Annotated in this window: 23 protein-coding genes; 11 read left to right on the top strand and 12 right to left on the bottom strand. The window is 52.3% G+C overall.

All coding sequences use genetic code 11. The features are described 5' to 3' along the window. The first annotated feature begins 68 nt into the window (after positions 1-68). Complete coding sequence (locus tag AADEFJLK_RS10285) at positions 69-1025, top strand: DHH family phosphoesterase (protein ID WP_088618971.1); 957 nt, start codon at positions 69-71, stop codon at positions 1023-1025. A 37-nt stretch (positions 1026-1062) separates the two neighbouring features. Further along, complete coding sequence (gene cysC / locus AADEFJLK_RS10280) at positions 1063-1698, top strand: adenylyl-sulfate kinase (RefSeq protein ID WP_088618970.1); 636 nt, start codon at positions 1063-1065, stop codon at positions 1696-1698. A 295-nt stretch (positions 1699-1993) separates the two neighbouring features. Here the strand turns inward: cysC and AADEFJLK_RS10275 are convergent, their stop codons facing one another. From AADEFJLK_RS10275 to AADEFJLK_RS10240, 7 genes are all read right to left on the bottom strand, one after another. Next, positions 1994-2167 carry a type II toxin -antitoxin system TacA 1-like antitoxin gene (locus tag AADEFJLK_RS10275; RefSeq protein ID WP_198328508.1) on the bottom strand — a complete coding sequence of 58 codons (174 nt, stop codon included), beginning with the start codon at positions 2165-2167 and terminating at the stop codon, positions 1994-1996. Between the two features lie 130 nt (positions 2168-2297). Continuing rightward, entirely contained in the window at positions 2298-2804 is a 507-nt protein-coding gene (locus AADEFJLK_RS10270; RefSeq protein ID WP_103974199.1) for a GNAT family N-acetyltransferase, read from the bottom strand. After that, the gene (locus AADEFJLK_RS10265; protein ID WP_103974198.1) at positions 2801-3085 is read right to left on the bottom strand and encodes a type II toxin-antitoxin system TacA family antitoxin; all 285 of its coding nucleotides are present in this window, start codon (positions 3083-3085) and stop codon (positions 2801-2803) included. The genes AADEFJLK_RS10270 and AADEFJLK_RS10265 overlap by 4 nt, the downstream gene beginning before the upstream one ends. Positions 3086-3475: 390 nt before the next feature. Continuing rightward, positions 3476-4924, bottom strand: a complete 1449-nt coding sequence (gene mgtE / locus AADEFJLK_RS10260; RefSeq protein ID WP_088618967.1) for a magnesium transporter — start codon at positions 4922-4924, stop codon at positions 3476-3478. An 80-nt stretch (positions 4925-5004) separates the two neighbouring features. After that, positions 5005-5763, bottom strand: coding sequence for a ParA family protein (locus AADEFJLK_RS10255; RefSeq protein WP_088618966.1), 759 nt, complete (start codon positions 5761-5763; stop codon positions 5005-5007). 43 nt (positions 5764-5806) lie between these two features. Continuing rightward, positions 5807-6406, bottom strand: a complete 600-nt coding sequence (locus AADEFJLK_RS10250) for a CPBP family intramembrane glutamic endopeptidase (protein ID WP_103974197.1) — start codon at positions 6404-6406, stop codon at positions 5807-5809. A gap of 313 nt (positions 6407-6719) precedes the next feature. Continuing rightward, positions 6720-6929, bottom strand: a complete 210-nt coding sequence (locus tag AADEFJLK_RS10240) for a hypothetical protein (RefSeq protein ID WP_088618964.1) — start codon at positions 6927-6929, stop codon at positions 6720-6722. A gap of 341 nt (positions 6930-7270) precedes the next feature. Here AADEFJLK_RS10240 and AADEFJLK_RS10235 point away from each other — a divergent pair, with 341 nt between their 5' ends. From AADEFJLK_RS10235 to AADEFJLK_RS10220, 4 genes are read left to right on the top strand one after another with little or no spacing between them, the layout of a single operon-like run. Then, positions 7271-8080, top strand: a complete 810-nt coding sequence (locus AADEFJLK_RS10235) for a spermine/spermidine synthase domain-containing protein (RefSeq protein ID WP_103974195.1) — start codon at positions 7271-7273, stop codon at positions 8078-8080. Beyond that, positions 8077-10248, top strand: coding sequence for a YgiQ family radical SAM protein (locus AADEFJLK_RS10230; RefSeq protein WP_103974194.1), 2172 nt, complete (start codon positions 8077-8079; stop codon positions 10246-10248). Before AADEFJLK_RS10235 ends, AADEFJLK_RS10230 begins: the two co-directional genes overlap by 4 nt. A 33-nt stretch (positions 10249-10281) precedes the next feature. Then, positions 10282-11178: an endonuclease/exonuclease/phosphatase family protein gene (locus AADEFJLK_RS10225; protein WP_103974193.1), complete on the top strand. Its 897-nt coding sequence runs from the start codon at positions 10282-10284 to the stop codon at positions 11176-11178. After that, the gene (locus AADEFJLK_RS10220; RefSeq protein WP_088618960.1) at positions 11178-11627 is read left to right on the top strand and encodes a hypothetical protein; all 450 of its coding nucleotides are present in this window, start codon (positions 11178-11180) and stop codon (positions 11625-11627) included. The genes AADEFJLK_RS10225 and AADEFJLK_RS10220 overlap by 1 nt, the downstream gene beginning before the upstream one ends. 108 nt (positions 11628-11735) lie before the next feature. Here AADEFJLK_RS10220 and AADEFJLK_RS10215 read toward each other — a convergent pair whose 3' ends face one another. Then, complete coding sequence (locus tag AADEFJLK_RS10215; protein WP_103974192.1) at positions 11736-12596, bottom strand: hypothetical protein; 861 nt, start codon at positions 12594-12596, stop codon at positions 11736-11738. Positions 12597-12723: 127 nt separating this feature from the next. Between AADEFJLK_RS10215 and AADEFJLK_RS23920 the strand changes: the two genes are divergently transcribed. Further along, positions 12724-12912, top strand: coding sequence for a hypothetical protein (locus AADEFJLK_RS23920; protein WP_146054554.1), 189 nt, complete (start codon positions 12724-12726; stop codon positions 12910-12912). 95 nt (positions 12913-13007) lie between these two features. On the opposite strand, the gene AADEFJLK_RS10210 is transcribed toward AADEFJLK_RS23920, so the two are convergent. After that, on the bottom strand, positions 13008-13295 hold the full coding sequence (locus tag AADEFJLK_RS10210) for a hypothetical protein (RefSeq protein WP_103974191.1): 288 nt from the start codon (positions 13293-13295) through the stop codon (positions 13008-13010). A 25-nt stretch (positions 13296-13320) separates the two neighbouring features. Then, positions 13321-13638 (bottom strand): DUF3301 domain-containing protein, encoded by a 318-nt coding sequence (locus AADEFJLK_RS10205; protein ID WP_088618957.1) that lies wholly within the window; start codon positions 13636-13638, stop codon positions 13321-13323. A gap of 159 nt (positions 13639-13797) precedes the next feature. Here AADEFJLK_RS10205 and AADEFJLK_RS10200 point away from each other — a divergent pair, with 159 nt between their 5' ends. Beyond that, positions 13798-14466, top strand: a complete 669-nt coding sequence (locus tag AADEFJLK_RS10200; RefSeq protein ID WP_103974190.1) for an alpha/beta hydrolase — start codon at positions 13798-13800, stop codon at positions 14464-14466. A gap of 94 nt (positions 14467-14560) precedes the next feature. On the opposite strand, the gene AADEFJLK_RS10195 is transcribed toward AADEFJLK_RS10200, so the two are convergent. Both AADEFJLK_RS10195 and AADEFJLK_RS10190 read right to left on the bottom strand, forming a co-directional pair. Continuing rightward, the gene (locus AADEFJLK_RS10195; RefSeq protein WP_088618955.1) at positions 14561-14887 is read right to left on the bottom strand and encodes a hypothetical protein; all 327 of its coding nucleotides are present in this window, start codon (positions 14885-14887) and stop codon (positions 14561-14563) included. A gap of 140 nt (positions 14888-15027) precedes the next feature. Continuing rightward, on the bottom strand, positions 15028-15951 hold the full coding sequence (locus AADEFJLK_RS10190) for a CysB family HTH-type transcriptional regulator (RefSeq protein WP_103974189.1): 924 nt from the start codon (positions 15949-15951) through the stop codon (positions 15028-15030). 118 nt (positions 15952-16069) lie between these two features. On the opposite strand from AADEFJLK_RS10190, the gene AADEFJLK_RS10185 reads away from it, so the two are divergent. From AADEFJLK_RS10185 to AADEFJLK_RS10175, 3 genes are all read left to right on the top strand, one after another. Continuing rightward, positions 16070-16912, top strand: coding sequence for a sulfite exporter TauE/SafE family protein (locus AADEFJLK_RS10185; protein ID WP_103974188.1), 843 nt, complete (start codon positions 16070-16072; stop codon positions 16910-16912). A 100-nt stretch (positions 16913-17012) separates the two neighbouring features. Beyond that, a complete protein-coding gene (locus AADEFJLK_RS10180) occupies positions 17013-17906 on the top strand; it encodes a fructosamine kinase family protein (protein WP_103974187.1) in 894 nt (297 codons plus the stop codon). A gap of 432 nt (positions 17907-18338) precedes the next feature. Further along, on the top strand, positions 18339-18701 hold the full coding sequence (locus AADEFJLK_RS10175) for a SirB2 family protein (RefSeq protein ID WP_088618950.1): 363 nt from the start codon (positions 18339-18341) through the stop codon (positions 18699-18701). Positions 18702-18985: the final 284 nt, after the last annotated feature.

Below are 18985 nucleotides of genomic sequence, written 5' to 3'. Positions count from 1 at the left end.
AACAGGCTTTTGAATTATTGGCGGCCTTCCCCTACAATACAAGTCCACAACCACAGCAGGATAAACAGATGCAAATTGATGTATTTAATGGTGATGCCGATGGTATATGTGCGTTGGTGCAACTGCGCCTTGCCCAGCCCGCCGACGCAAAATTAGTCACGGGTATCAAACGGGACATTCAGTTGCTTAACCAAGTCACCGCCGCAGAAGGCGACCAAGTGACCGTTTTGGACATTTCCTTAGAAAAAAACTGCACCGCTTTGGAACGCATTTTAAGCCTAGGGGCGCGGGTGTTTTATGTTGACCACCACCAACCCGGCATTATCCCAGAACACCCCAACCTGACCACGCTGATCAATACCGATGCCAATATCTGCACCAGCCTGCTAGTAGACCAACACCTGCAAGGCAAATACCGTGCATGGGCAGTCACCGCCGCCTTTGGCGACAATCTCATCGCCAGTGCCGAAGCCGCCGCCAAACCCTTAGGTTTGTCACAAGCCCAACTCGACAAGCTCAACGATTTAGGCGTGTGTATCAACTATAACGGCTACGGCGGCAGCTTGGAAGATTTGCATTTTGCCCCTGATGTACTGTTCCGGGAACTGGCCCCTTATGCCTCGCCGTTCGATTTCATGAGCGACAACAGCGCCAGCTACCAACAACTGCTGGGCGGTTACGCGGAAGATATGGCACAAGCTTTGCAGATTAAACCAGAGCATGAGACCGCCGCCATCGGCGTGTACATTTTACCGGATGTCGCTTGGGCACGGCGCATCAGCGGCGTGTTCGGCAATGAGCTGGCTAACCGTAACCCCGGCCGCGCCCATGCCGTGTTTAGCTTCACCGAAAAAGGCGATTACCAAATCAGCGTCCGTGCACCCTTAACCAACAAAACGGGTGCGGATGAATTATGCTCATCATTCCCGACGGGCGGTGGCCGCAAAAGCGCGGCGGGTATCAACCATTTGCCCTTAGACCAGCTAGGTGCATTTATCACAGCATTTGCCGAAAAATACCGTTAAGATTATTCCCTATCCTCCATTAGACCTGATAAAGAGTATGACTACCACAAAAAGCACCAATACTGTCTGGCATCATGCCACTATCACCCGCGCTGACAGGGAAAAACTCCATCAACACAAAAGTGTGATTATCTGGTTTACCGGTTTGTCAGGTTCCGGCAAATCCACCCTGGCCCATGCGGTGGAAGACTATTTGCATAAGATGGGCATCTCCACGTTTGTTTTGGATGGCGATAACGTCCGTCATGGCTTATGCAGCGACCTGACCTTCAGCGACGATGACCGCGTGGAAAATATCAGGCGGATAGGCGAAGTCGCCAAGCTGATTATCGAATCGGGCGTAATCACCTTGACCGCATTCATCTCACCGTTCAAATCCGACCGTAATGCGGCACGGAGCTTAGTCCCACACGGTGATTTTATAGAAATTTATTGCCAATGCCCGATTGAAACCTGTGAAAAACGCGATGTGAAAGGCTTGTACAAAAAAGCCCGCGCCGGGGAAATCCCATTTTTTACCGGTATCGACTCGCCTTACGAAGCCCCCGAAAAGCCGGAGCTAGCAGTCAACACCCACGACCAATCCTTAGCCGAAAGCGTACGTTGCGTGATTAACCTGTTGATAGACCGGGGTATCATTAAGGATACCCCGTTGCCTGATGACGCGGATTGAGGGTAAACGGCTAAGCCACCGCTTAGGTTATGCCTAAGCGGTGGTGTTGAGTAGGCTGGGCGATGTGATGAAAAGCCGCTGTATCTTTGACCGGATGGCGGCTTTTTTCTGCCTTGAATAACGGGGAATGGGCTGTTTTTTAGCCTTTGTCCGGTGCCGTGTAATTCCATTATTGATAGAGGGGCTAAGTCCATGTTCATCTTAATCAATATAGCTAATCCAATATAAGCCGATAAGGACTGCCCGTCCTTCAAGGACGTACAGTCCTTCCTGTCGCCTTTTTGGCATCATCAATTTATATCGTATTGGCTATACAGACCTCGGCGGCGCGGGTCAAGGCACTGTCAAGCAGGCATTCGGAAACCGTCTTGCTGGTGACGGTCGCCGCGTCTTGCAGGGCGCGTTTTACGCGCGGAGTGGTGCGGATGTCGATCCGCTCGGATTTCGGTTCTTGTTCAAGGTGCATCATTGGCTCTTCCGGCCAGTTAAATCTGAAAGCAATATATGACACACATTGTCAGGACGGCAAAGGACTGTTTGCAATTGTCCAATTTTGTCTGGTGCGGTACGCAAAAAGGACTAACGTGGGCAAGTAGACGTTAAGCAAGCAACAGTTTTTCAGCCGTGGCTAAAGGCAAAAACAGAACTCTGGGCATACCGACAAGCTGGCGGAATCCGTGGTGCTTATAGAAATTCACGGCCTGATCGTCTTTGGCATCCACGAGCAGGGCAAACGAAGCGGGGGCGGCGGCAATCGCCTTTACGGCGGCATCGGCCAGCAAGGATTTCCCCAAACCACGCCCCTGATACCGCCTGTCTACGGCTAAACGCCCAATGCGGACGGCTGGCATAGTGGGATAACGGGGCAGGCGTTTGGCATCGTCCGGGGGCAAATCCGCTGTGGATACGCTGGCGGATGCTATTGTATAGTAGGCAACCACCTGATGGGTCGCTGTTTCGACAGCCACAAAGCAATTGGCTATGCGGCGGCGACTATCCTGAGTGGCCTGTGTTTGGAAATAGAGGTCAAGCCTACCGTCCCCGCTGGTAAAAGCGGATCGGTCATGCTGGCTGGCTAAGGCTTCGAGGCGGAAAAGGGCGGTCACTCAACACCGAACAGTTCACGGCGTTTCTCAAAAGCCCGGCGTAAAGCGGCTGTTGGTTCAGGGGGGTTAAGGATACTTTCGGCAAAAAGACGCTGATCATCCACGGAAAGGCGGATAATGTCGGTGGCCTCTATTGTCCGCCGTGCCGCCTCACTGGAGGCCGCGATAACGAAATCTGTCAACGTCCGCCCTTCTATCTCGGCGGCGCGTTTCAGCATCGCGTGAATATGGGGGGGCAAGCGGGCTTCAAGACGGGCTGTTGGTGGTTTTGATTCTTTCATGTAATGAATATACGGCAATATGCCGTATGGTGTCAACAGGTAAATCACGGATTGCCTAACAAACGAAGGGGTTTTAGACAAATAGCGACACAAGCAAAAACAATAGGTTATAAGTTTAAGAATTTTATTAAACTTATAATGGCTTATTAGACGATAGCCGTAATGCGCCGAATGATTGCAACTTAACATACGGTGCCATACGGCTTCTCCTATTGCACCTTACCGCGTTAAAAGTATTGATTTTTAGCGCAAGTTTTCCTCATTGGTCTTTAATTCCTGTATAATTTTGGATTATATTTCTATTTTCCAAGCGATGGTGGGACCTAGAGGCTTCAAGACGTTACCGTGCAAATTTTAGCCTCTTGACTGATAATTGCCACTTAAGCCCACTCACTTCCCCAACAAAAACAAACTAGCCAAGCCCAAGACAATAAAAAACCCCATCGAATCGGTGATGGAAGTCAAAATCACACTGGTGCCGACTGCCGGATCTTTGCCAAACTTATAGCGCAGCAACGGAATACTCAAACCGACGATGACCGCCACCAGCAAATTGATGAACATCGCCGTCGCCATCACCCCCGCCAAAGCAAGGTCGTGATACAGCAAAAACCCCAGCAAGCCCATAATCAGGCCGATGAACGTCCCGTTCAGTGCCGCCAGGGTCAATTCTTTCCTAATAAGCCGCTGCACATTGGCGGCAGTAATCTGCCCTAACGCCAAAGAGCGGATAATCAGCATACTGGTCTGATTACCCGTATTGCCGCCCATCGCCGCGACAATCGGCATCAACGAGGCCAACGCCACCAACTGCAAAATCACATCCTCATACAGGCCGATGATACGCGTCGAGGCGAAGGCGGTGGCGACATTAATCAACAGCCAACCCCAACGGTTCTTGGCGCTTTTCCAGACGCTGGCGAACAAGTCCTCCTCTTCCGTCACCCCCGCTTGGCTAAGCAAATCCTCATCGGATTTTTCGCGGATAAAATCCATAATGCTATCGACGCATAACCGCCCCTGCAACTCGCCGTTTTGGTCGACTACGGGCGCGGAAATCAAATCGTAACGCTCAAACGCGCGGGACGCTTCGCCGGTATCTTGGTCAGTCTGGAACACCACAAAATCCGTGACCATCACCTCGGCGACATGCAAAGACGGGGCATGGGTCAGCAAGCGCTGCAACGGCAACACCCCCTTAACCCGGTTATGGCCGTCCACCACAAACAACTTATCGGTATGGCTGGGCAATTTGCCCAGCTTGCGGATATACGAAGAAATGGCTTTCAGGCTCATATCATCGCGGATGGTGATCATGCCAAAATCCATCAACGCCCCCACCTCATCGTCCTCGTAAGACAAAATGGCGTTCAGATGGGTGCGTTCGGTACTGTTCAGCGAACGTAAAATGCGCAGCATCGCCCGTTTCGGCAAATCGGCGGCCAAATCGGCCAGTTCGTCCGCGTCCAGATTACCCGCCACCGAGGCCAATTCGTCCGCCGCCATGCCGGAAATCAGGCTATGCCTGACCGCATCCGACACTTCCAACAAAACTTGCCCGTCTTGGTCGGCCTTAATGGCATCCCAGGCGGCCTTACGTTGGTCTAACGGCAACGATTCGAGGATAAAGGCGATGTCCGCCGGATGCAACAGCGCGAATTTTTCCCGCAAGCGCGTATGATGCTGTTTATGCAGCACCGTCTCCACCAACTCATGGTTAGTGGCGGGGCCGCGCTGCACCAGCGACATTTCCAATTGCTGTTTGGCCAGTAAGGTAACGATTTCGTGCAATTGGTGCTGCAAAAACTGCGCAGTATGTAGTTTTTCAGTGGCTTCCATCGTAGTTTGTCCGGGGTCTAGGGATGCGGTGCATCTACATCCTATCGTTAATCGCCTGAATAGTGCCTTAACAGCAGGCTTTAGGGTCTAGGCACTACGCCGATTCGAGCCAATAGTTCTTGCCAGAGTTCATTATAGGCCCTTACTGACGGGCCGGACTTACAAAAAGCCCCCAAGGGCCGCCGCTCCAAGCCCATGCGCTCAATATCGCTGGCGTAAGGGATAACCGTCTGCAACAGTTCGGGTACAGTCGCCGACAATTGCCGCATCATATCCTTGTGCAGGGATTTGCGCCGGTCAACCATAGTACAAAAAGGCAGCAAAGGCAGTTTAGCCAACTCATGTCCGGCCATAAAGTCTTGTAACTGCGTTAAGGTGCGCAGCGACAAGGTGGTGGGGATCAGCGGCAATAAGATCACGTCGGCGGCGACAAACACCGCCTCCGACAACAAAGACAAGTTCGGCGGGCAATCCAGAAACACAAAATCGTAGGCTTCCGCCAAGGGTTTGAGGCGTTTTTTCAGTTGGCGGGTGGGTTTTTTCTTGGCATCCAATAAAAAATCATGGTTGCGGAAGGCAAAATCGGCGGGCAATAAGTCCAGACCCGGAAAATCAGTGGCCTTAATCAAGTCTTCCAATTCGCTGTCACCAGCGAACAATTGCTTGCCACCGCCTTTCAGCTTCGGCTTAATGCGGAAATAAAAACTGCTGGCGGCTTGCGGGTCAAGATCCCACACTAAAGTACGGTAGCCGCCCTGTGCGGCGAGAAAAGCCAAATTCACCGCGCTGGCAGTTTTACCCACCCCACCTTTGATGCTATACAGCGCGACTATTTTCATCCCTTCCTCCCTGCGCTAGGCGCATCCTGACCCTAAGCCATAATTAAGCTTGTGTCGCCAACCCTGACCGATACGCCCGCATCAGGGCGAGAAAGGCCAAAAAATCATACAAGGCATGAATAATGATGGGTGTGAGCAAGTTACGGTCGCCCTGAATATCCATCATCACCCCCAAATAAATGCCGACCAACCCCGCCAGTACCGAATACAGCGGCGTAACCGAATGTACCAAACCAAATAACACGTTACTGAGCAACAACCCCGCCGTCAGCCCCCACGATACTTCCAGCCAAGGCTGAATAACGCCACGGAAGAGAATTTCTTCGGAAATCCCCGCCACCGCCGCCAAAACCAACAGCCCAACCCAATCATAACGGTGCAGGCTGGGGCCTAAGGTTCTGAGCAAAAACTGGCGGATTTGCGCCACCGAATGCCCCTGCACTTTCTCCATCGCCAAAAACATCATAAACAGCGGCAACGTCCCCACCCCACCATACAGCAAGCTGCCGAAAGTAAAGTGAATGTTGGCGAACGGGTTGAGATGGGCGATCCAGCCTAACAGCATCGCCACCAGAATTAGCGAGGCCTCAAAGTAACAGGCTTTTTTAAAAAAATTATCGGATCTTAAGGGCACTTTAGTCATCGGCACAGCTAGAATCTATTTAAAACAGACATTCTAAACCACCCTGTAAAAAAAATGCTTAAAAATAGTATAAGACAGGAAAATACCTTTACGGCAGGCTTTTTTAGCCTTGAAAATCCTAAACGTAGGACATTTCCGCCAAACGGGATGGGCGGTGGGAGAAAAATGGCTAATGCGGGCAAAAACAGGCAAAAGCCGCGCAAGCAGCGGCAGGGGAAATCAAGGGATGCGCGGATAAGGCGGTAAAACCTTATCCGGCCTTCGGTAGGCCAACGCTACGGCCTACGGCATGAAGGCAAAATCGGGCGGCGGCTTATCGGGCTTTAGCCAAGCGTTTTTCCAACGCATCAGCCAGCAAAGGCTCTTGGTGGCGCACATGGGTAAGGAAATGCCGTCTTAACATTGAATCTTCCGGGATGTGCAATTTAGCCGCCAACTTAGCGGCGGCAGATTTTTGGGAAGGTGCAAAAATAATGGCGACAACCGCTAAAGCCAATAAACCTAACGCAGTGATTTCAATCATATTTATCTCTATTGTAGAAAAAGGCCAACAGCCCCGTTACCGTCTTAATAAGGGCATACTGGGTAAACGGCCAATTATACAGCAAACGTTAAACGATGCACCATGCCATGCACCAAAACATAACATTGCCCATCAATTTTATTTTGCCACAAAAAACAAGGAAATAGCGCACTAAAGCCAAGCCTTGCCGACATAGCCCAAGATTTTTGAAGCCATTAATGGGCAAGTGCTGGCAGCAACTGCCCAAATTTAGGCAAACCGTTAAAAAGTCAAGCGATTAACGCCTGCAAAAACACTTTTTGCCTGTATAATAACGGGTTAGTTTTTTGACACGGCCCCCTATGCAAAAATATGATGGTTTGCTGATCCACGAAAGCCACGATGACGACGGCATCATCGAAGTGGTGGAAGCGGCAGGCGTAAGATCGTTGCACTTTGGCTCATCCTCCATCCAAAGCGCGATACTGTTAACTGACCCAGAACACTTGGCCTTAGCTTATGTGCGCAGCATGACCAGTTGGCAGCTCTTTAAGGAGACGCTGGCCGACCCCGTGCTGCTCATCGGCCTAGGCGGCGGCTCCATCACCCGGCATCTGCTCCACCACCACCCCGATTGCCGCCTGACCGTCATAGAAAGCCGCAAAAGCGTGGTGCGGGTCGCCCGCAGCCATTTCGGCCTGCCGCAAGACCCGCGCCTAAAAATCATTATCGGCGACGGCGGCGATTATGTCCGCCAGCGTACCGACAGCCACCACGGACGCTATGGCCTCCTGGTGGTGGACGCGTTCGACCACGAAGGCATGGCGACTTCGATCAGCAACCAAGCGTTTTTTGATGCCTGCCAAGCCCTGTTAAAAGACGACGGCATCTTGGTCATTAACCTCTGGGGTGGCACCAGCAACCCCTTGTTCCAAGCCGCCGCACTGTGGCTGGGCAAAGCCTTCGACTGGAAGTTATTATTCCTGCCCGTGGTCGGGCGCGGCAACATCATCGGCTTGGCCTTTAAGCAGGCCGTGCCGGGCATCTCCTTAAAAAGCCTGCGTGCCCGCGCCGTCGCGCTGGAGCAGCAATTACACATCGATTTTCCGGCGTTTTTGCGGGATTTAAACAAGCATAACGCCAGCACCCTTAAACAAGTGATAAAACCATGACCGACACCACCCAAGCCGCCCCCTACCTGTTCGGCTACCGCAAATACTGGGCGCAACGCTTTGGCACCGCCCCCTTACTGCCGATGACCCGCGCCGAAATGGACGAGCTGGGCTGGGACAGTTGCGACATCATCCTCGTCACCGGGGATGCCTACATCGACCACCCCAGCTTCGGCATGGCGCTGATAGGCCGCTTATTAGAGTCGCACGGCTTCCGCGTCGGCATCCTCTCGCAACCCGATTGGACATCCGCCGCCGACTTTAAAGCCCTAGGCCGCCCTAACCTGTTTTTTGGCGTAACCGGGGGCAACATGGACTCGATGGTCAACCGCTACACCTCCGACAAAAAAATCCGCTCCAACGATGCCTACACCCCCGACGGAGCGGCGGGCAAACGCCCCGACCGCGCCGTTAACGTCTACTCGCACCGCTGCCGCGAAGCCTTTAAAGACGTGCCGATCATCATCGGCGGCATTGAAGCCAGCCTGCGCCGCATCGCCCATTACGACTACTGGTCCGACACCGTGCGCAAATCGGTGCTGCTCGATGCCAAAGCCGACCTGCTGGTTTACGGCAACGCCGAGCGGCAAGTCGTCGAAATCGCCCACCGCCTCGCCAACGGCGAAGCCATCGGCGACCTGGTCGGCATCCGTGGCACCGCGCACTTCGTCAAAACCATCCCCAAAGGCTACGCCGTCAAAGACTCCACCGACATCGACAAGCCCGGGGCATTAATGCCGCCCGTCAACCCCTACCAAGAAGAGCCTGCCTGCGACCTAAAACCCGACGCGCCTAGCAGCCTCCTCGACGCGGGCGAACACGCCATCCGCTTCGACAAACTGCTGATGCGTAGCCAACGCGCCAAAACCGTGTTGCGCCTGCCCGCCTACGAAGCCGTCAAAGACGACCCGATTTTATACGCCCATGCTTCACGGGTGATGCACGCCGAAACCAACCCCGGCAACGCCCGCCCGCTGATCCAACAGCACGGCAACCGTCAAGTCTGGCTGAACCCGCCGCCCATCCCGCTGACCACCAAAGAAATGGACGGCGTGTTCGACCTGCCCTACTCCCGCCTGCCGCACAAAGCCTACGGCGGCGCGAACGTGCCCGCGTTTGAAATGATCCAACACTCGGTCAACATCATGCGCGGCTGTTTTGGCGGCTGCACCTTCTGCTCCATCACCGAACACGAAGGCCGCATCATCCAAAGCCGCTCGGAAGACTCCATCATCCGCGAGATTGAAGCCATCCGCGACACCTCGCCCAACTTCACCGGCCACATCTCCGACTTGGGCGGCCCCACCGCCAATATGTACCGCTTGGCCTGTAAAGATGAAAAAATCGAAGCCGCCTGCCGCAAACCCTCCTGCGTGTATCCTGGCATCTGCCCGAATCTTAACACCGACCATACCCCGCTCATCAAGCTCTACCGCCGCGCCCGCGCCTTGCCCGGCATCAAACGGATATTCATCGCCTCCGGCCTGCGCTACGATTTGGCGGTCGAGTCGCCCGAATACGTCAAAGAACTGGTCACTCACCATGTCGGCGGCTACCTAAAAATCGCCCCCGAACACACCGAACAAGGCCCGCTGTCAAAAATGATGAAGCCCGGCATGGGCACTTACGACCGCTTTAAGGAAATGTTCGACCAATACTCCAAAGAAGCGGGCAAAGAACAATACCTGATCCCCTACTTTATCGCCGCCCACCCCGGCACCACCGACACCGACATGCTCAACCTGGCCCTCTGGCTAAAACGCAACGGTTTCCGTGCCGACCAAGTGCAAGCCTTCCTGCCCTCGCCGATGGCCACCGCCACCGCCATGTACCATTCCGGCAAAGACACCCTGCACAAAGTCAACCACAAAGCCCCCGACATCTACATCCCCAAAAGCGTCAAACAACGCCGCTTGCACAAAGCCTTTTTACGCTACCACGACCCCAAAAACTGGCCGCTGCTGCGCGAAGCCTTAAAAGACATGGGCCGTGCGGATTTGATCGGCAACGGCAAACACCACCTCATCCCCTCGTTCCAACCCAAAGGCACCGTGCCAGAGACTGGCAAAACCCAAGCGTTTAAGACTAAATATACGGGCTTGGATAAGCAGAAACCGGGGGTTAGTAAGAGTAAGGTTTATGGGGGGAGTAAGGGGAAGGGGCGGTAGGTTTTTGGTGGGCGGTGTTGAGGGATTTGTCCGTTGAACAGAGTTGTTGAGCCGTTAGCGTTTGCTTGGTGGAACACCAGTTTGTCGCCGTTGGCAAAAAGCCGCGCCAGTGATGAAGATAAGCAAATTGTCATTGAAATGATTTATTGCCTGTTATTCGATTGTGCCGTTGATTTTCTGGCCTTAGGGGAAATATCAAAAGATGATGTTACCCTATTAAGATCGCTAGATGGATTAGAGGGCTACCGCATTGAAAGTGGTGTGTCGCAATCAGGTAAGGTCATCTCTGATACTTGTTTTATTTATCGGCCTGATAGATTACAAATTAGCACCCCTATAGACATCGACTATGCAAGAGGTGGTAAGAGGATGAAAATCGCCCAAAAAATCGGCGTGCAACTAATCGATGGCACTTGGTTTTATCTATTGGTGTCACATTGGCAAAGTCGGCGTTATTGTCCCGAAAGTGATGCAGACCGCCATTTGCTGGGAATACGTTTGCGTGATGCCGTGGATGATATTATCGATAACTCTGAATCCGCCCCGTATATTATTTTGCTGGGTGATTATAATGACGAACCTTTTGATGTTCCGTTAAGCCGCCAACTGATGGCGGCCCGCGATAAAGCATGGGTCATCAAGCAAAGAAAAAAGCAACTGCTTTATAATCCCTTTTGGCGGCATTTAAGTTATCCAAACCTGCAAGCCTTAGATTATGCCGGAACCTATTATTACAAAAAGGGATCTACGACAAAATGGCACACTTTCGACCAAATCATGGTGTCATCGGCGTTTTTGGGTGAGATAGGATGGGCTTTGAATGAAGCATCAACGGGGATTATAGATATTCCTGGTTATTTACAGATGGTAAAAAATAAGTCAATTTTTGACCATCTTCCCGTCATAGCCACATTTGCGAGGAAACCATAATGGTAGATTTTATTGCCGCCTTTAATAAAGGCTTGGATGCGGCCCAAATAGCCGAAAAAAATAAACGTGAAATAAACTCGGTTTTCGATGAGTTGAACAAACAGCTTGCTAACGCGACCAAGGGGAATGTAAACATTCAAATAAGAGAATGTGAAAAAGCACCTGATTTTAATCCACTCGGTGGTAGCCGCATAGATTTTCGAAACATAAAATATCAGGCTATCTGCGCCATAAATCCACTATTCCCATTCCCCGTGTCACCAACAAAAGAAATTGCTACCTGGAGCCAAGACCGGACGGGCTATCCCTGTAAAATCAGCTTTGGCACTAAAGAGCATTATTGTGAAGACAAAGTCGCTTTGGAAAACGCCTTAGCCCTGATGTTACAAGATCCCATTGTTGGCGAAAACTTGGCCGAGCTGATGGCCATGTCGAAAGCATCGGCTTAGGTTAGGATGGTGCATGAAATATAACCCGTTGTAGAGACGTTGCACTGCAACGTCTCTACAATTTTTTGCCGTTTGCCAAGCGACGCGGTTATTTTATGCAACAGGCCATCAGCAAATACCTACACCTTTGCAGGTAGAGACGGGATCTACACTCCAAATAAGGAAACCGCTGTTGTAATACGTGCCGTTAAGGATATAGGTTTCGCCATTCAGGCCATTGGTGGTAGCGGCAGTGGCCGTAATGGTCATATGATTGTTATCGGGTTGGACAACGGTGACGGACGCTGTGGTCGCGTCAGCGGGTGGGGTTGCGGCAATTTTTTGGGCTATTTGATCTAGGGCGATATGCATGTAGTAGTCGCCTGTTGGTGTGCCGTCACACGCGCCCGCCGAACCGGGTGTGCCAAAGCCGTTATTGGCCTGGCCGCACACTTCAGCGGCCGCTTTAACACCGTATGTGTCAAAAACCACTTCGGAGAATTTGGCTTTGGCCGTGTCTTGGTACGGCACGAACGATAAGTCACCGCAGACGCTGTCCATAAATTTAGTCAATGGCGTTACCGCCAGCGAGTCGTTGATTAAGCCGCCGCCCACTTTATCCAATAGGAAAATTTTCTGGGTGTGGCTATTTTGGGTTTGGTAGGCGAAATACTGATGGGTATAGCCGCCAGTGGTGGCCTTGCCGGTTATCGTGCCTTGTGCGGCGGTGGCAATGACGGCTTTTATCTCAGCCACGCTTAACTTGGCGGCCCTTACTTCTCTGGATGTCAGGCTAGGGCCTGAGGTGGAGATGTTGACCGTGTGTTGGACAATTACTTTGCCGTTGCCATCTATGGTGCAGCTATTGCTGTTGCTGTTCGTGGGCATGGCGGGTGAGGCGACCACGACTCTTAACAAAGGATCGGGGGTGGCAAGGGCAATGCCTGATAGCGGTAACAAGAACAACGGCCAAACGTGGGACAGTTTCATAATCAGACTCTTTAAGTGGGTTGAAAAATCGTTAACGGATGGTTTTATGCCGCCACCCTTAAAGAGTATAGCCGATAAAAAACTTTTGTAATCCGGTTAGCATAAAGGTTTCTGAGCATCACTTGGCTTGCTGCAACTTTTTAAGCCAGATGGCCATGATTTTGATAAACCACAAAAAGGTGATCATTTTGCTTACGCTGACTTGATAAAATTCAATGAAGCGAACGGCCAAGTCATTCCTAATGCTAACCGCCAACATTATATGCTGGCCTTAATGGCAAAATTAGCCCCTGAGCTTAAGAAGCTTAGGTCATAAGGCTAGTAACATAGAATGGATAGGGCTGGAGCGCGGGCATCTTGCCCGCAACACCCGCCATAGTAAGACAACCTAAGCTAACCGATTATCCCCACTCACAACACCGTCACCACCAGCGCAAACACAAACGCGACAATCACCCACAAGGTAAATTTAGCCGTTAAGGTCAAGCCCGCCTTAAATTGCCGATACTCCTCAGCAAGCGCATGGCGTTTGTCCGCCGCGCCGATCACCCGCCGCCACCGCCCTTTTAAGCTGGCCTGTTCTTCAGCGGCGGCTTCCTGCTCGATCAGCTCGATGACTTTGGAATAAAAGCTGCCGCATTCCGGGCAGCGCATGGCAGTCAAATCCCGTTCGTGACCGCATGAAGGGCAATGTTGCATGATAGTCTCCTGTTTAGCCATAACCTTACCCCCAATCGACCCGATACGGCTCCATGACGATGGACTCGACCTGCTCGCCCAGCATGATGATCTTGCCGTTATAACGCTGCTCACCCGTCGAGGCAAACTCAAAGGTAAACGTGCGCCGCAGCTGCATTTTGCCGTACTTATCGCGCTTAAACCATAAACTATGCCCGGCGACATACTCGTCGAGCATCTGCACCTGCACCGCTTGGCAATGCTCGCGGGTCGCCTTATAGGCCAGTTCTTTGACTTTTTGCCCGTGATACCAATAAAAGAAACCCGACAACAGCAACATAATGAAAATAAAATGGTCTATCATGGCAGAATGACAAAAAATAAACGGAGGTTAAGCGGCTATTGTACCCAGATTTTTTCACAAAAGCCGCAGCCGCCTTAACACAAGCACCGCTGGCGTATTGCTTTGCCTAACAGGCATGGTAAATTAAGCCCATCTTTCACCCACTTACCTGACTTTGCTATGGCTTCTGAACTCACCTGTATTGAAATACTGCCGACAGCGGCGCATACCTATTCTGTGATCTGGCTGCATGGCTTAGGGGCAGACGGCCACGATTTTGAAGGGATAGTCCCAGAACTGCACCTGCACGCCGCCGCCCATATCCATTTTATCTTCCCTAACGCCCCTATCCAGGCCGTGACCATCAACGGCGGCGCGAAAATGCGCTCGTGGTACGACATCCTCGAAGCGACCTTAGACAGAAAAGTCGACACCGACGGCATTTACCAATCCGCCGCCGCCATCAACCTGCTGATCCAGAAAGAAATCGACAAAGGCATCCCCGCCGACCATATCCTGCTGGCGGGCTTCTCGCAAGGTGGGGTGATCGCCCTGCATACCGGCCTGCGCTATCCGCACAAACTGGCGGGGATAGTCGCCCTGTCCACCTACCTGCCCACCGTCGGGCAATTAAAAACCGAAGGCAGCGCCGCCAATTACAACACCCCCATTTTTATGGCGCACGGCATCCTCGATAACGTCGTCGCCATTGAAACCGCCAAAGCCGCTTATGACGCGCTCAATGCCCTAGCCTACCACGTCAAATGGCACGATTACCTGATGGAACATTCGGTGTGTATCGAAGAAATCCAGCACATTGCCGCATTTATTAACGCGCGTTTCCAGTAAACGCCCAAACGCCAAGCAATAAAAAAGGGCGTACCCCAAGGCACGCCCTTTTTTATTGCCCACCCGCTTTACAGCGGGCTACCCGCGTCCGCCCTTAGGCTTTAACGGCTTCAACAATACCGTTAAACGCTTCGACACGAGTTTTGCCGGTTTGCACCAGATCAATACCCGTATCAACAATCATTTGGCTTAAACCGGGGGTTTTGTACACCATCATGCACAAATAACCGACGGCTGGCACCGCGATAAAGGCGGCGATAAAGCCATTCAGGCCGAAAACACCCATCAGTTTGGTCAACAGGACAATAATGTCCAGCGGCAACAACACCATTGCCCCAAAATAGGCGATTACCATAAAGGTGAACGACACAAACACCACGAACTGTAGCACTCTGACTAACGCAACGTTAACTTTTTTCATAACTCTCAATTTCCGAATAACTTTAAGATGCCCGGGGGGTGGTTATTCTTGCTTAAATGCCCCCTTTTTTAAGTGGGCGATTATACCTTAATGAAGCGATAATTCTTTATTTTTCTTACGCGGACTATGGATAATCCCCCCTACCCCGCCAACAAGGCCGCATCTATCGCCTTGCGGTCAAATTGCGGGGCGAGCAGGTGGATAAGCCCGTACATATAGCCGCGCAAGTAAGTGTCGCGGCGGATGCCTAAGTAAGTCGTGCTGGCCGGAAACAAATGGCTGGCATCGACCATCCCCAAACCGCTGTCGCGTTCAGGGTCATAAGCGATATTCGCCAGCAGGCCGATACCCAACCCCAGATTGACATAAGTCTTAATCACATCGGCATCAATCGCGGTCAGCACCACATTTGGGGTCAGCCCCGCTTCGGAAAAAACCCGGTTAACCAACGACCCGCCCGTAAAGGTAAAATCATACGTCACCAACGGATAAAGGGCTATTTTTGCTAAGGTTAACGGCTCACCGTCAAATAAGGGATGGGAGTGTGGGGCAATGATGCAGCGGTTCCATTCATAACAGGGGAAGCACAGCAGCTTCTCAAAACCATTAATCACTTCCGTGGCGATGCCGATGTCCGCCTCGCCTCTGGCGACTTGCTCGGCGACTTGGGTGGGCGTGCCTTGGTGGATATGCAGCTTAACATCAGGATAGCGCCGGATGAACGCCTGCACCGCCGACGGCAAGCGATACCGGGCTTGGGTATGGGTGGTCGCTAAAGTCAAAATCCCGGTTTCTTTCTGGCTAAATTCTTCGCTGACGCGCTTAATATTTTCAATTTCCCGCAACGCCCGCTCCGCCAGTGCTACAATAAGCCCGCCGGATTCGGTCACCCCGGTCAGGCGCTTGCCGTGACGCTCAAAAATATGCAGGTTCAGCTCTTCTTCCAACAACTGGACTTGTTTGCTGACCCCCGATTGCGAGGTATGCAAAGTCTCGGCAGCATGGGAAACATTCAAATTCTGGCGGACAATCTCCCGCACATACCGCAACTGATGCAACTTCATAAACCCATTCTATATAATCAAATAAGATAAACATAGAATAACATATCATTAATTGTTATAGCCAAGCCCTGTTAATATGCAGCCATATCATTTTTAATCATGGCATGGACTATTTTTTATGAATCTGGCATATTCTCTTTCTGGCTTGCTGGTCGGCCTGCTGGTCGGTATCACGGGTGTGGGCGGCGGTTCCTTAATGACCCCTTTATTGGTGTTCTTGTTCGGCTTTAAGCCCTCGGTAGCGGTCGGCACCGACTTGATGTTCGCCGCCATTACCAAAACCGGCGGCGTGTGGGTACACCATACCAAACACAGCTCAGTCGATTGGAAAGTGGTCAGATGGTTAGCCGCAGGCAGCTTACCGTTTGCCATCGCCACCTTGCTGGTGCTTAAGCATCTGATGGAAATCGGCAAAGAAATCACTGGCGCGATTACCTTTACCTTAGGCATTGCCTTGTTACTGACCGCCACGTCCTTGCTGGTGCGCAGCATCATGATGCGCCGCGCCAAACAGCTTAAAGAGGCGGCGGGCATTGAAGACAAAATCGCCGACGACGAACCGCAAGACGAAGACCTGCAAGCTATAGGCCGTTTTAAACGGATGCAAATCCCCGCCACTATTTTAACAGGAGCGGTCTTAGGGATTTTAGTCACCTTGTCGTCAGTCGGTGCAGGGGCTTTGGGTACGGTCGCCTTATTGTTCTTATACCCAAAAATGAAAACCGTCAAAATTGTCGGTACTGACTTGGCACACGCCATCCCGTTAACCGCCGTGGCGGGTGCAGGCCATTGGGCTTTAGGCAACGTTGACGTGGTGCTGTTAGGCAGCTTGCTGGTCGGCTCCATCCCCGGCATCTGGGTCGGTAGCCACCTGAGCGCGAAAATCCCCGAACGCTTCCTGCGGCCCGTTTTGGCGACCGTGTTATTGCTGATCGGCGTGAAATTCGTCTTCGCTTCCTAAACCTCCCCCTAGGCGCGGATAACAACGCCCACAAGGCTGTTATCCGCCGCCAACCGCTTTATACTATCCGCACCCCTTTACTGCCAGCGGACTCCCCACTGTGAACCACACCGACACCTTCCGGCACATCGCCGGACAAATCAGTGCCTGCACAGGCGAAACCTTCACCCTTCTCTCTGCCCAACCGCTGTCTGGCGGCGACATCAACGCCGCATACTGCTTACACGGCAAATCCCAGCGCTATTTTGTCAAACTCAACCGCCCTGCCCTATTGCCCATGTTCAACGCCGAACAAACGGGCTTACAGGCGCTCACGGCAACCCGCACCCTGCGCGTCCCCCGCCCCATTGTCTGTGGCGCTACCGCCGAACAGGCGTTTTTAGTCCTAGAGCATATCGATTGGGGCAGTTCCAGCCCCGCCGCCAGCCGTTTGCTGGGGCAAGGCCTAGCCGCACTGCATCGGCAACGCCAAAACCATTTTGGTTGGATCTGCGACAACACCATCGGCAGCACCCCGCAACCCAACCCCGTTTACACCGACTGGGTCAACTTCTGGCGCGACCAACGCCTAGGCCACCAATTACGGCTAGCCCAAACCAACGGCTACGGCGGCCGCCTGCAACAACTGGGCGAGCAACTGTGTCTGGGGCTGGACGCGTTCTTTAGCACCTACCAACCCCAAGCATCCCTACTGCACGGCGACTTATGGGGCGGCAACAGCGCGGTGGACAGTCACGGCCAGCCCGTCATCTTCGACCCCGCTTGTTATTACGGCGACCGCGAAACCGATTTAGCCATGACCGAACTGTTCGGCGGCTTCGACCGCGATTTTTACGCCGCCTACCAAGCCGCTTGGCCCCTAGACCCCGGTTTTAGCACCCGCAAAACCCTCTACAATCTCTACCACATCCTCAACCATCTGAACCTGTTCGGCGGCGGCTACGCCCGGCAAGCCGAACAAATGACGGCAACGTTATTAGCGGAAATCAAGTGACAAACCGCAAGCGAAAGGGATAAACTTACCGATAGCGATTGATTTAGAGAAAATAAAAACACCTTGGGGATAAATAGCCGCTACTGGCAAACAGAAAGCCAGCATCCGTAACGCCTAACAGCCCTGGTGCCGGGCGACCTTTGCCGAAGGCTTAAGATAAGTGCAGACCTATAAGACAGGCAGTAAGCTGTATAATGGCAATACACCGCTCCTGTGCCAAGCCCAAACGGATAATAAACCTAACATCCCGCTCATCTGTCGCTAAACCACCTTTGTGATGGCATTGCCAAAGGGGGGAAGGAACAAAAACCAGGCGCACCTATAGGTGAACGCCGTTACTGATAACTAACATTAAGCCGCACTATACCGCCGCCGAGGCGGCCCTAGCGCACCCTTTAACCGAAGCGCTTATGCTTCCAAACCGAGAACCCCATGATTAAAACTATCCACCTTACCTTTATCTTGCTGTCGATTGTCAGCTTTGTCGGACGGGTCATCTTATCGGAAACCCACCCGGCTTTCCTCAAACAACCGTTCTTAAAAATCGCCCCGCACGTCATCAATACCCTACTGCTGCTCAGCGGCATTATCTTAGTGTTCCAAGGGCCTTGGTTAGCGGGCGAAACAGGCTGGTTAATCGCGAAAGTCATCGCCCTGCTGGGTTACATCGGCTTAGGTATCATCACCCTGAAAACCCGTGGCCGCGACCGCTGGCTGGCCTTTGCCGGAGCAATGGCCTGTTTTGTCTATATCGGCATTGTCGCCGTCACCAAAAACCCGTTCTTTTTCCTGTAACGCCCAAAACAGCGGCATTGACAAACCTTAACTACGAAGGACACTAAGCTTAGAAGAAGCGGACGGCGTGTCCTTCGTGGTAAGCAAAAAAATCGGTGGCTTTGCCAAACTGCCATAAAAATAGTTACTAAAAAATCAATCTCTTAATAACAATAGAAGCCAACCTGCTTGGTAGGTCGGGCACGCTTTTCTGCCCGACATTTCCCACTATCGCCCGCTTCAACAGACCCGCTTTAAGATTTACCGCTTAAAAGCGGCGGCAAACCGAACAGCTCCGGCCAAGA

Origin of the sequence: Methylovulum psychrotolerans (assembly GCF_002923755.1) — a bacterium.
Lineage (GTDB): Bacteria > Pseudomonadota > Gammaproteobacteria > Methylococcales > Methylomonadaceae > Methylovulum > Methylovulum psychrotolerans.
Note: the sequence above shows the minus strand (reverse complement) of the source record. Positions and strands in the feature narration are given on the sequence as shown.